The 12644-nt window shown below is 71.9% G+C and carries 13 protein-coding genes; 3 read left to right on the top strand and 10 right to left on the bottom strand.

Going from position 1 to position 12644, the window contains the following annotated elements; all coding sequences use genetic code 11:
- Positions 1–61 precede the first annotated feature (61 nt).
- Complete coding sequence (locus QQM39_RS08455) at positions 62–793, bottom strand: aminoacyl-tRNA hydrolase (RefSeq protein ID WP_301996065.1); 732 nt, start codon at positions 791–793, stop codon at positions 62–64.
- Positions 794–848: 55 nt separating this feature from the next.
- On the opposite strand from QQM39_RS08455, the gene QQM39_RS08450 reads away from it, so the two are divergent.
- Together QQM39_RS08450 and QQM39_RS08445 are read left to right on the top strand one after the other, a co-directional pair.
- A complete protein-coding gene (locus QQM39_RS08450) occupies positions 849–1727 on the top strand; it encodes an ATP-binding cassette domain-containing protein (RefSeq protein WP_301996064.1) in 879 nt (292 codons plus the stop codon).
- Positions 1728–1732: 5 nt separating this feature from the next.
- Entirely contained in the window at positions 1733–2404 is a 672-nt protein-coding gene (locus QQM39_RS08445; RefSeq protein ID WP_302003519.1) for an ABC transporter, read from the top strand.
- Here the strand turns inward: QQM39_RS08445 and QQM39_RS08440 are convergent.
- From QQM39_RS08440 to zapE, 9 genes are all read right to left on the bottom strand, one after another.
- Positions 2396–2587 (bottom strand): hypothetical protein, encoded by a 192-nt coding sequence (locus QQM39_RS08440; RefSeq protein ID WP_301996062.1) that lies wholly within the window; start codon positions 2585–2587, stop codon positions 2396–2398. The two genes, QQM39_RS08445 and QQM39_RS08440, sit on opposite strands and share 9 nt — an antisense overlap.
- A gap of 18 nt (positions 2588–2605) precedes the next feature.
- Entirely contained in the window at positions 2606–3460 is an 855-nt protein-coding gene (locus QQM39_RS08435; protein ID WP_301996061.1) for a polysaccharide deacetylase family protein, read from the bottom strand.
- 88 nt (positions 3461–3548) lie between these two features.
- The gene (locus QQM39_RS08430) at positions 3549–5054 is read right to left on the bottom strand and encodes a serine/threonine-protein kinase (RefSeq protein ID WP_301996060.1); all 1506 of its coding nucleotides are present in this window, start codon (positions 5052–5054) and stop codon (positions 3549–3551) included.
- Between the two features lie 64 nt (positions 5055–5118).
- Positions 5119–6507, bottom strand: a complete 1389-nt coding sequence (locus QQM39_RS08425; protein WP_301996059.1) for a PhoX family protein — start codon at positions 6505–6507, stop codon at positions 5119–5121.
- A 90-nt stretch (positions 6508–6597) separates the two neighbouring features.
- Positions 6598–7569 carry a slipin family protein gene (locus QQM39_RS08420; protein WP_301996058.1) on the bottom strand — a complete coding sequence of 324 codons (972 nt, stop codon included), beginning with the start codon at positions 7567–7569 and terminating at the stop codon, positions 6598–6600.
- Between the two features lie 121 nt (positions 7570–7690).
- Positions 7691–9103, bottom strand: a complete 1413-nt coding sequence (locus QQM39_RS08415; protein ID WP_301996057.1) for a SulP family inorganic anion transporter — start codon at positions 9101–9103, stop codon at positions 7691–7693.
- 49 nt (positions 9104–9152) lie between these two features.
- Entirely contained in the window at positions 9153–9734 is a 582-nt protein-coding gene (locus tag QQM39_RS08410; protein ID WP_301996055.1) for a carbonic anhydrase, read from the bottom strand.
- Positions 9735–9814: 80 nt separating this feature from the next.
- Positions 9815–10219 (bottom strand): hypothetical protein, encoded by a 405-nt coding sequence (locus tag QQM39_RS08405; RefSeq protein ID WP_301996054.1) that lies wholly within the window; start codon positions 10217–10219, stop codon positions 9815–9817.
- Positions 10220–10412: 193 nt separating this feature from the next.
- Positions 10413–11522: a cell division protein ZapE gene (zapE, locus tag QQM39_RS08400; protein WP_301996053.1), complete on the bottom strand. Its 1110-nt coding sequence runs from the start codon at positions 11520–11522 to the stop codon at positions 10413–10415.
- 274 nt (positions 11523–11796) lie between these two features.
- Between zapE and QQM39_RS08395 the strand changes: the two genes are divergently transcribed.
- Positions 11797–12534 (top strand): pyrimidine reductase family protein, encoded by a 738-nt coding sequence (locus QQM39_RS08395; RefSeq protein ID WP_302003518.1) that lies wholly within the window; start codon positions 11797–11799, stop codon positions 12532–12534.
- Positions 12535–12644: the final 110 nt, after the last annotated feature.

Raw genomic sequence — 12644 nt, 5'->3', positions numbered from 1 at the left:
GCGAACAGCCGCTACCGCGAACGGCCACCGCAAGGTCGTACGCGCGAGCCGCCAGGGTTGTTCAAACGCCCGGCGTCCGCCGCAGCGCCGGGTGGTCGGCGACGACCGTGCACGACCCGGGCGCGATCTCCGTGAACCCCGCGTCACGCACCAACGGCAGCCCACTGGTCGTCAGCTCGGCCCAGCGCCCCGCCCGCGCGGTCCGCACGGCGAGCGGGAACCCCGCGTCGCGCCAGGCGTCCCGCTCCTCGTCCGACAGCTCCCACCAGGCGAGCTGCGCCGCGTGCCCGGCCTGCGCCATCGCCTTGCCGGCCGACATGTCGAGGCCGGGGTTCAGCCAGAGCACGGGCGCCGAGGGGTCGGCGTCCACGGGTGGCTCCGGATCGTCGAGGTCGGTCCCGGACACCTGGAGCTTGGCCAGCTCCTTGGGCCACCCGTCCAACGGCACGGGCGGGAACACCCGCACCTCGGCCGACTTGCCGGTGACCGTGATGCCCGGCAGCCCTTCCACCCGCCGCCATTCGGCTCCGCGAGCCCGCCGCACCACCTTGCGGATACGGGCGTCCTGCCAGTCCCGCACGGCCTCGGCCCACTCGCCTTCGCCGAGGGACCGCTGGTCGCTCAGCATGACCAGCACCGCGCGGGCGGCGGTCTCCAGGGCGTCCGTACGCGGCGGGGGAGCGGCACGCTCGATACGGACGACGAGGGGCAGGACGAACTGGGGTGCCTCGTCGCGCGTCGAAGGCTCGGCGCGAAAGGGGCTGGCGCCGGGAACGGACTGGTCGCTGGTCACGTCCTCCAGTCTGCCAGGCGGAAGATCCGTTCTTCGGCGCGAGAGGATGGGCCCCATGCAACGCGATCTTCGTCTGGACAACGTGGGCCGCCGCTACGGCATACGCGGCCCATGGGTCTTACGCGGCGTCCACCTCACGGTGCCCCCGGGCACGCTCATCCGCATCGACGGCCCGAACGGCACCGGCAAGTCCACCCTCCTGCGCCTCCTGGCCCGTATGGACGCCCCTTCCGAAGGCCGCGTCACCGGACGCCCTCGCACCGCCTACGTCCCCGAACGCTTCCCCACAGCCCTCCCCTTCACCGCCCTCGGCTACCTGACCCACCTCGGCACGGTCCACGGCCTGTCCCGGCCGGCGGCCACCCGTGCCGCCCTGGAGTGGCTCGACCGTTTCGGCGCCGCCGCGTACGCCCGTACGCCGATGGCCCAGCTGTCGAAGGGCAGCAGCCAGAAGGTCGCCGTCGTACAGGCCCTCCTCGCCGAACCGGAACTGCTCGTCCTGGACGAGGCGTGGACCGGCCTCGACGCCGACGCCCGCGCGGAGCTGGAGCGCGCCGTCGCCGAACGTACGGCGGGCGGCACCGCCGTGGTCTTCGTGGACCACGACCCGCGCCGCCTGGCGGGGGCGCCCGACGCGACGTACACCGTGCGGGACGCGGGCCTGGAGCGCCGTACGGAACAGGTGCCGTCGGAGGCAACCGGCCCGCACGTGATCGTCGTCGTCCAGGGCCCGCGCGGCGGACAACTCCCCACCGACGTGCCCCGCGTCGTCACATCGGTCGAGGAACCCACGCCCGGCACCCACCGCCTCACCGTGCCCGCGTCCCACTCGGACGTCCTCCTGCGCACCCTGCTGACCGCCCGCCCGCCATGGCACGTGGTGAGCGTGAGCCAGGAGAGACCTGCCGAGCCCGAAACCGAGAGCCGCCGATGACGCAGATGAACGCCCTCCTCCGCTACCAGGCCGCCCTGCTGGCCCGCTCGCAGCGCTGGCTGCCGCCGTTCATCCTGTACGCCGTCTTCCTCGGCGTCGGCGTGCAGAGCGGGCAGCCCGTGCTCGACTCGCTCGGCTACGCGGCCGCGGCCCTGCTGCCCGTCGCCGCCTGGCTGGTGCGGATCTGCGTCACCAACGAGCCGCCCGCCGCCCGCAGTTGTGTCTCCGCGGCCGTCGGCCCGGGGCGGGCGCACCTGGCCGCGCTGCTGGTGGCACTGGCCGCGGCGGCGGCCCTCGGCACGGTGGCGACCGTCGTCGTCACCCTGATCAGCAACCCGGTCAGCGCCGACCTCCAGACCCGTGTGCCACGGCTGCCCGCCGGCGCCGCCGGGCTGCTCGCCGTGCTGGCCTGCGCCCTGCTCGGCACCGCCGTCGGCGCCCTCACCACCTGGCCGGTGCTGCGCTCGACCGGCCGCGCGGTCCCCACGATGCTGCTCGCGGCCCTGCTGTCGGTGGTGGTGACCGGCTCCCCGGCCCAGGCGGCGGTCAGCGGCCTGGTCACCGGCTCCCGCTCGGGCACGGTCCCCCTGCCCCTGCTGCCGTTGGCCGCGGCGGCCCTGCTCACGGCGGCGGCGATCGCCGTGGCCTGCGCGCTCACCTCCCGCAGATCACCCTGAACAGGCCGTGCGCTGCGCCTCCTGCCACTCGCACACCGGGCAGAGCGTGATCCCCTTGTACGACTCCGGGTACTCCGTCGGCTCCCGGCACAGCACGCACTCCGCGTAGGGCGGCCCGTCCGCCTTGGGGGGCCTGGTCGCGTCGATCAGGCAGTAGTCGGTCGTGGGCTGGTCCTTGCTCATACGTCCAGCGTACGAGCATCAGCCCCGTCCGCCGGCAGCCCCGATCAGCTCGGACACCTTCACGAACCGGAACCCCTTCCCGCGCAGCTCGGGCACGACGCTCCGGACCACCCGCTCGGTCGTCGGAGCGGCACTGAGCGTGCAGTGCAGGACGACCACGGAGCCGGGCCGCACCCCGTCCAGCACCTCCTGGGCGACCGCGCGGGCGTCCGTCGCGAACGCGTCCCCGCTCACCACGTCCCACTGCACGGCGGTGACACCGACCGGGGTCAGTGCCTTCAGAGCACGCCGGTCGTAACAGCCGCCGGGAAACCGGAAGTACGGCATCGCATCCCGCACCCCGACCTTCCGGAACGCGGCGTACGCCCGCTCCACATCCGCCCGCATCCGCTCCTCGTCGACGGTCGGCAGCCCGTAGCAGTCGTCGGTGAAGGCGTGGTGGCTGTACGAGTGGTTGGCGACCTCGAAGAGCGGGTCGCGCCCGATGGCCCGGGCCTGCCGCGGATACTCCTCGGCCCACCGCCCCGTCATGAACACGGTCGCCGGCACCTTCAGCTCCCGCAGGGCCGCGACGAGCCCCGGGTTGTCGAACCGCTCCCCGCTCGCCGCCCGCGGCCCCTGATCGGAGGTCATGTCCGCATCGAAGGTGAGCGCGACGGTCTTGTCCCGGGTGCGGGGGCCGTGCTCGAAGACGGGCGTCAGGCCGGCGGGTCCCGGCGCGAGGGTCGGAGGCTTGGCGGCGGGGGAGGAGGCGGCGGTGGCGCTGGGTGCGGGGAGGGGCGCGCGGGTCGCCTCGGGGGCACAGGCGGCGAGCGCGCTGAGCGCCGCGCTCAGGACGCAGGCGGCGGTGACGCGTCGTACAGGAGTGATCACCGCATGACGATATGAGGATCAACTGGTCATATCGCTATGCCGACAGGTGTGCCGGGTCGGTGTCACCCGCCCGGCGGGGCCGGTCGTCTCAGTCGGGGCGGGTGCAGGAGCCCGTCGGTGCGGTGGCCGGAGGGCGGCACTGGAGGGTGAGGTCGGTCGCGTCCGTGCTCAGGTAGCGGCCGACGCAGCTGTTCGCCGTGGTTCGGCCGTGCTCGGCGCAGAAGGCCAGGGCGGCGCGGCCGTCGGTGAAGGGGCCGGGGGCGTGGATCACCCAGTAGCCGGGGCGGAGGGAGGCGTAGTCGTCGCTGCGCAGGACGGTCGCCTCCGGCACGGATCGGCGGACGGCGGCGAGTCGCCGGTCGCGGGCGGCGGTGCCCGAGGCGATGGGTTCGGAGTGGAGTTGGGCGATCCAGCGGCCTTCCGACGCCCCGATGGGTGTGCCGGTGGGTGTGGGGGTGGGGGTCGTCGGGCTGGGCGTCGGTGAGGGGGACTGCTGCTCGGGTGCCGGGCCGGCGGTGGATCTCGTGACCGCCGGGGTCGTGGCGCCACCGGCCTTGTCGTCGGCCTTGGCGCCGCCGTCGGGGCGCAGCGCGAAGACCAGAGCCGTCGCCGCGGCGATCACCAGCGCCGCGCTCGCCGCCACCACGAGCGGGGTACGGCGCCGAGGGCCCCGCGACTGCTGCGGTGCCGTCGGGCGTGGGGTGTCCAGCTGGGTGGGGATCGGTGGCGGGGCCGGCGTCGGGTGGTGCGGTGCGCCGGCGGTCAGGGTCGGCCGAGCCCACTGCGGTGTCGCCCCCGCCTCCACCTGCGCCAGCATCGCGTCCAGCCGGGCGGCGTCCGGGCGGGCGGCCGGGTCGCGCACCAGCAGGGCGTCGAGCACCGGCGTCAGCGGGCCCGAGCGGGTCGGTGCCGGGAGCGGGGCGTCGAGTACGGCGGCCAGGGTGGCGAGGGTGGTGGGGCGGCGCAGGGGGCTGACGCCCTCCACGCACACGTACAGGACCACGCCCAGTGACCAGAGGTCGGCGGCCGGTTCGTCGTCGTGGCCCCGGATCCGCTCCGGCGCCATGTACTCGGGCGAACCGACGAGCTCGCCGGTGGCCGTGAGGGCTGTCGTGCCCTGCAGGGCGGCGATGCCGAAGTCGGTCAGGACGGCGTCCCCGTCGGGACGCAGGAGGATGTTGGCGGGCTTGACGTCCCGGTGCTGGATGCCCGCCGCGTGCGCGGCCCGCAGCGCGGCGAGCACCTGACGGCCGAGGCGGGCCGCCTCCAGCGGGGTCAACGGGCCGTCGTCCAGCCGCCGTTGGAGCGAGACGCCCGGCACGAGTTCCATCACGATCCACGGATGCGGGTCGGCGTCGATGATCTGATGGACCGTCACCACATGGGGATGGCTGAGCCGGGCCAGCGCCCGCGCCTCCCGCAGCACCCGCTCGCGCACCAAGCCGACCGTGTCCGGATCGGACCGGACCGCCTTGAGCGCGACCTCGCGGTGCAGCACCGTGTCACGAGCTCGCCACACGGTGCCCATGCCCCCGCTGCCGAGCCGCTCCACCAGCTCGAACCGGCCGTCGACGACATCCCCCGGAGCATTCATGCCGCACAGGTTAGAGGACGCGCCGGAGCGCCGACCTCCGCTGGGGGGCCCGTGCCAGGAGCCGTCACCTGCGCCAGGGGCCCGTCACCGCGAACGTCGTACCCGGCGTGTAGCAGTTGACGTACATCGTCTCGCCGTCGGGCGAGAAGGTCACGCCGGCGAACTCGCCCCACTCCGGCTCTTCGGGGGTCCCAATGTTCTGCGCGTTGCGCGCCATCGCGTACACCTCCCCGCGTCGTGTCACGCCGTAGACGTGCTGGGCGCCGTTGCCGTCCTCGCACACCATGAGGCCGCCGCTGGGGGCGAGGCAGATGTTGTCCGGGGACTCGCCGGGGAGCTGCAGGTCGGTGTCGGGGCCGAAGACGATCACGAGGGTCAGGCGGCGGGCGGAGGGATCGTAGCGCCAGATCTGGCCGTAGTGGTCGGCCGCCGAGCCCTCCGATCTGCGGGCGAAGGAGGAGACGAAGTACACGCTGCCGCCGCCCCAGTAGCAGCCCTCCAGCTTCTGCGCGTGCGTGATGCCCTTCGGGCCGAAGTCCTGGAAGCGGATGGGGGTTTGGGTGGCGAGGGGGTCCGGTACGTCGACCCACTCGATGTTCTCGAAGGTCGCGCCGGTCTCCTGGATCGAGGAGAGGTCGGGTACGCCCGGCACGCGCATCGCCTGGAGGCGGCCGCCCGCGCGCAGGGTGCCCAGGCTGCCGTGCGGCTGGTGGGGGAGGAAGCGGTAGAAGAGGCCGAAGGGCTTCTCGAAGGCGTCCTCGGTCTCGTAGACGATGCCGCGCCGTGGGTCCACCGCGATCGCCTCGTGCTGGAAGCGGCCCATCGCGGTCAGCGGGACCGCGCCGGAGCGGTACGGGTTGGCCGGGTCGACCTCGAAGATGAAGCCGTGGTCCTTGGTGTAGCCGTTGGTGCCCGCCCTGTCCTCGGTCTCCTCGCAGGTCAGCCAGGTCCCCCAAGGTGTGGGCCCGCCCGCGCAGTTGACTGCCGTACCGGCGATGGCGACACGCTCGGACAGCACCCGGTTGCGGGAGTCCAGCGTCACTGCCGTACAGCCGCCCTTGCCGGCGGGGTCGTAGGTGAGGCCCTCGACCGTCGGGACGGGAACCCTGCCGTCGGCGCGGTTCTCGTGGTTGCGCACCAGGTGGACGCGGCCGTGCCTGCCGGGCAGGGCCGTCATGCCGTCGTGGTTGGAGGGGACCAGGCCCTCCCCGGAGCGGAGCTTGTCGCCCTCGCGGGAGAGGACGCGATAGGAGAAACCTTCCGGCAGATCGAGCAGGCGCTTGGGGTCGGGGACCAGCGGACCGTATCCGGTGTGGCCGAGGGCCTGCGCGGCGGCGGTGCCCGCGAAGAGTTCGGAGAGGTTTCCGGCGAAGGTGATCGAGACGCCCAACGCACCGGTACGGGCGAGGAGTTGACGACGCGACGTACCGTCGGCGGTCGTGTGCTCGGACATGGGGCAACCTTCCTGCTGGCGGACAGGAACTGTGACCCCGCCGTGTCTATCACCTGGTGCGAGTCGCGGGAACCACGCGCGTAGCGTGTGTCACTTCTGGAGGGGCTGTCCGGGCGTGTCCGGCGTGGATTCCTGGACGGGCTCCGGGGCGGAGCCTTGGACGGACCCCGGGATGGACTCCTGGGCGGACTCCGGGATGGACTCCGGGATGGACTCCGGGGCGGATCCCGGGACGGCTTCCTCGACGGACTTCTCCACGGCGGCGTGCCTGGAGACGGGCGCGCCCTCGTGGTCCGGCGGCGGTTGCGCCCCCCTCTCCAGGAACCGCAGCAACTCCACCGGGATCGGCAGCACCAGCGTGGAGTTCTTCTCCGCCGCCACCGCCATCACCGTCTGCAGCAACCGCAGTTGGAGGGCGGAGGGCGCGTCGGCCATCTGGTGCGCGGCCTCGGCCAGCTTCTTGGAGGCCTGGAGTTCGGCGTCGGCGTTGATGACCCGGGCCCGCCGCTCACGGTCGGCCTCGGCCTGCCGGGCCATGGAGCGCTTCATCGACTCCGGCAGGGACACGTCCTTGATCTCGACACGGTCGATCTGCACGCCCCAGCCGATCGCCGGGCTGTCGATCATCAGCTCCAGGCCCTGGTTGAGCTTCTCGCGGTTGGACAGCAGATCGTCCAGATCGCTCTTGCCGATGATCGAGCGCAGCGACGTCTGGGCCATCTGGGAGACGGCGAAGCGGTAGTCCTCGACGTTGATGATCGCGGCGGACGCGTCCACGACCTTGAAGTACACGACCGCGTCGACCCGCACCGTCACGTTGTCACGGGTGATGCCCTCCTGGGCGGGCACGGGCATCGTCACGATCTGCATGTTGACCTTGTGGAGCCGGTCCACGGCGGGGACGATCAGCGTGAATCCCGGCTGTCGTACGGTGCCTCGCAGGCGTCCGAGCCGCAGGATCACCCCGCGTTCGTACTGCTTGACGACCCGCGCGGCTGCCGCGAGATACGCGAGTCCCGCCACGCCGACGCCCACAGCCGCGCCCAGCAGCTCCTCGACCATGACGACCTCCTCACCGAGAGGTCTGTTCCGTATGCTCCTGTAACGATATGCCCGGTGTCTGGTCCGGGGCCATGGACGGCCCCGGACCAGGGGTCATATCGCGCCAGGGGTCATACGCCGGTCAGGGCGCGGTGACCCGCACCGGTTCCGTTCCTGCCGAGCTGTGCCGCTCGGCCCAGGACTCCAGGGCCGTACGGCAGGCGTGGTCCAGGTGGTGCAGTCCGGACAGGTCCAGCTCCACCGGGCGGTCCTGCGGCAGGGCCTCCAGGCTGTCGAGGATCTTCGGCAGCCTGAGGAAGGTCGCGTTGCCCGACAGGTACGCCTGGATCGGTCCGGCGCCCTTGTCGATGACCTCCAGCTTGACGTGCGAGGCCTCCCAGGCGGTCTTGGCGACCGACAGGGCCAGACCGATCAGCACGCCCTCGAACATGTTCACCGCGACGATGGAGACGGCGGTGACGACGAGGATCAGCGCCTCGCCCCGGTGGCCCCGCCACAGGGAGACGATCCCGCGGAAGGGGATCAGCTTGAAGCCCGCGTGGACCAGGATGCCCGCCAGCGCGGGGATCGGGATCAGCGCCAGGGTGGCGGGCAGCAGCGCCGCGAACAGCAGCAGCCACACGCCGTGCATGACACGGGACGCCTTGGTCTTCGCGCCCGCCTGGACGTTGGCGGAGCTGCGCACGATGACCGCGGTCATCGGCAGCGCGCCGAGGGCACCGCAGACGGTGTTGCCCGCGCCCTGCGCCATCAGTTCCTTGTCGTACTCGGTGCGCGGCCCGTCGTGCAGCCGGTCCACGGCCGCGGCGCTGAACAGCGACTCGGCCGACGCGATGAGCGTGAAGGCGACGATCGTGGCGAGCACGCCGACGTTCGCGAGCTCACCGAAGGCGCTCAGGGACGGCGGCTGGATGGAGCCCAGCAGGCCCTTGACCTCGACGGTGGCGACCGGCAGGGAGAACACGGCGGCCACCGCTGTCGCCAGACCGACCGCGGCGAGCGGACCGGGAATCGTGCGCACCTTGCTCGGCATCCGCTTCCACAGCAGCAGGACGGCGATGGTGCCGGCACCCAGTCCGATCGAGGCCAGCGCCCCGGTGTTTCCGACGGCGTCGGCGAGGGCGCCGGGCAGACCGGCTATTTTCTCCAGGCCGGAGGCGGGCGCCTTGGTGTCCGCGACCGCGTAGAGCTGTCCGGCGATGAGCACAAGGCCGATACCGGCCAGCATGCCCTCGACGACGGAGATCGAGATGGCCCGGAACCAGCGTCCCAGCTTCAGGGCGCCCATGAGGAGCTGAAGCAGGCCGGTGGCGAGCACGAGCACACCGAGGACCGGCAGCCCGAACTCCTGGACGGCCTCGAAGACCAGCACGGTCAGACCGGCGGCGGGCCCCGAGACCTGGAGGCTGCTGCCGCGCATCATGCCGGTGACGATGCCGCCGACGATGCCGGTGACGAGTCCGAGCTCGGCCGGGACTCCGGAGGCGACGGCCACGCCGACGCACAGCGGCAGCGCGACGAGGAAGACAACCAACGAGGCGGCGAAGTCCTGCCGCAGGTGGGGAACTTGGTCATCATGGCGATCACAGCGCCTCGAACGCGTCGGTCTCGGCGTTGTGGGCGCGCACGGCGCCCTTGTGCACCTCGTAGTACCAGCCATGCAGGGTCAGTTGACGCTCCTTCAGCTTCTTCGCGATGAACGGGTACGAGCGCAGTCGCAGCAACTGCGTCAGCACATGGGACTGGACGCCCTCGGCGACCTCCGGGTCCTCGACGGCACCGGACGGGCGCGGGGTGGCGTGTGAGAGCCAGTCGCGCACGGCCGGTACGGCGTCCAGGTCGTCGCCGCGCACCAGCGCGCCGACGGCACCGCAGTGGGAGTGGCCGCAGACCACGATGTCGCTGACGCCGAGGACCTCCACGGCGTACTCGATGGTGGCCGCCTCGCTGGTGGGGTGGTACTCGGAGACGTACGGCGGGACGATGTTGCCCGCCGTGCGCAGCTCGAAGAGCTCGCCGGGGCGGGCGCCCGTGATCAGGGCGGGTACGACACGGGAGTCGGAGCAGGTGATGAAGAGGACCTGCGGGGACTGCCCTTCGGCCAGCTTGGCGAACTCCTCAGGGCGCTGTCCGAACGTACGGGCGTTGTCGATGAGGGGCTGCATATGTGGTGACTCCTCCTGGCGCGCTGCACTGGCGCGTCGGTGTGGTTTACATGACAGAAGTGGGGGGACTGCTCTGCTTCTCAGCAGCGGAAGACCTGAAGTCCCGCCGGAGTGTGGGACGTCGAGGATCTCGACGTGCGCTGGTGCGCGGTGCCGGCTCTGGCCGACTGGTGCGCGGCCGCGGGGTCCCGGGTGAGCAACGGCCGGTCGGGCGCCTGGGGCCCGGAGTCGGCGAAGCGGAGATGGTCGCGGGTGCGCAGCGGACCGGTCGGGTCCCCATCACCCGACGGCAAGCAGTGGCGGGACGTGACTGTTTCGTCCCGCAGCGCCTTCCCGGAGAGCTTGATTCCGGGCTGGGCCTTGGTCTTTGCCTGACTGACTGTGTGCGCGTGTGCGAAGGACGCGGTGGGTGCGAAGAACGGGAGGGCGAGCAGGACGGCGGCGAGGATCGAAACCACGGTCCGTGCCGTCGTACCTCGAAACATGCGCCCCCCTCCAGTCAGTCCACACCTCTTGAACGCGCCAACACTTAGTCAACCGTTGATCAAGAAACACATTAGCCCGGCAAAGTTGTTTGCAGGGTTAACTTAACGTTTCCAGCTGAAGAGAGCCTGAAATACGAGGGTGGCATGGCTGAAACTCCCCCTTGACGTGGGGGAGTTGGCCGGTTAGGGGGCGTCAGGCGGTGACGAGGCCCTGCGCGTCGCGCGCCAGGGCGGTGAGGCGCGAGATGGCGCGGAAGTACTTCTTGCGGTAGCCGCCCTTGAGCATGTCCTCGCTGAACAGCTGGTCGAACGGCAGCCCGGAGGCCAGGACCGGGACCTCGCGGTCGTAGAGCCGGTCCGCGAGCACGACGAGCCGCAGCGCGGTGGACTGGTCCGGGATCGGCTGGACGTCGGTGAGACACACCGCCTTCAGGCCATCGGTCAACGCGCCGTAACGGCTGGGGTGGACGCGGGCGAGATGCTCCAGCAGATGCGGGAAGTCGTCGAGCGAGGCGCCCTCGGTGGCGTACGCCGCCTTCGTCACCTGCTCTTCGGAGTACGGCGCCGGCGCCTCGGGCAGGCCGCGGTGGCGGTAGTCCTCGCCGTCGATGCGCAGCGCGCGGAAGTGGGCCGACAGGCCCTGGATCTCCCGCAGGAAGTCGGCCGCCGCGAAGCGGCCCTCGCCGAGCTTGCCGGGGAGGGTGTTGGAGGTGGCGGCGAGGGCGACGCCCGCGTCGACGAGCTTGCCGAGCAGGGTCGAGACGAGGACGGTGTCGCCGGGGTCGTCGAGCTCGAACTCGTCGATGCACAGCAGGCGGTGGCCGGAGAGGGTCTGGACCGTCTGCTGGAAGCCGAGGGCGCCGACGAGGTTCGTCAGCTCCACGAAGGTGCCGAAGGCCTTGAGGGACGCCTCGGCCGGGGTGGCGTGCCAGAGGGAGGCGAGCAGGTGGGTCTTGCCGACGCCGTAGCCGCCGTCGAGGTAGACGCCGCGGGGCCCCGCGGGAACCTTGGGGGCCTTGGGCCTGCCGAAGCCGAGGAAGCCGCGCCTGGCCTTGCCGGCGCCGCTGGCGTGCGCCCCGCCGAGCCCGGCGGCGAAGTTCTCCAGGATGCCGACCGCCTCGGTCTGGCTGGGCTGGTTCGGGTCCGGTATGTACGTGCTGAACCGGACCGAGTCGAAGCGCGGCGGCGGCACCATCTCGGCGACCAGCCGGTCCGCGGGGACGTGCGGCTCACGGGCGCACAGGGACAGCGGGCTCGCTTCGGCTATCGGGCGCGGACCGGAGGCGGCGGAGGAGGACGACACGGTTCACCATGCTAATCGCCGTGCCACACTCCTTGACATGCGACGCCTGTTCCCTGTGACCGATGAGACAGCAGCGAGGGCCTCCGGCGGTTCGGCCGGGGAGGAGGGGGTGGGAGCTGTCGATGCGGGGAGTGTGGCCCAGGGGCCCGGTGAGTCTGGTGGGCCTGGTGGGCCTGGTGGGCCTTCAGGGGTCGGTGCGGTGCGGGCCGAGGCCTCCGGTGAAGGCCGTGCGGGAGACGGGGGCGGTCCTGGGGGTGGCTTTCCCGGTGGCGACCTGATCGAGCGCGAGTGGAGTCTCGCCGAGATCGCCGCCGCCTATGCCTATCCCGAGCCGGGGCCAGGCGCGGCGCAGCCCTGGCTGCGGGCCAACATGGTGTCCACGTTGGACGGGGCCGCCCAGCACGACGGGCGCTCGCAGCCCATCTCCACCGCGACCGACATGCGGATCTTCGGCACGCTGCGGGCGCTGGCGGACGTCGTGATCGTCGGTGCCGAAACGGTACGTCTGGAGGGGTACCGTCCGGCACGCGCGCGTGCGGAGTTCGCGGCGATGCGCGAGGCGGCCGGGCAGGGGCCCGCGCCGGCCATCGCGGTGGTGAGCGCGAGCCTGGACCTCGACTATGACCTTCCGCTCTTCACCTCGCCCCTGGTGCCGACCCTCGTCCTCACGGGTGCCGCCGCGGCCCCGGACCGGATCGCGGCCGCGGAGAAGGCCGGCGCCCAGGTGGTGATCGCCGGTGACGGCGTCGGCGTTGACCCCGTACGTGCCGTCCAGGCCCTCGCCGAGCTCGGCCACACCCGGCTGCTGACCGAGGGCGGCCCACGACTGCTCGGGCAGCTGGTGGCCGCCGGAGTGCTCGACGAACTCTGCCTGACGATCTCCCCGATGCTCACCGCCGGTGACGCGCAGCGCATCGCCGGAGGGCCCTCGGTGGCTGTTCCGAAGCGGTTCGAGCTGGTGTCGCTGCTGGAGGAGGAGGGTTTCCTGTTCGGCCGGTACCGGCGGACGTGAGGATGGTTTGGGTGGTTCGGAAAAGGGTTCTATCGGTGTCGTGGTCCTGAAAACGGCGGAATCTGCCGTTCCGTTTAGCTTCCGCCGGGCACACTAAAAGTCGCAGTCCC

The organism is Streptomyces sp. DT2A-34 (genome assembly GCF_030499515.1).
Classification (GTDB): domain Bacteria; phylum Actinomycetota; class Actinomycetes; order Streptomycetales; family Streptomycetaceae; genus Streptomyces.
This window is presented reverse-complemented; position numbering and strand designations above follow the sequence as displayed.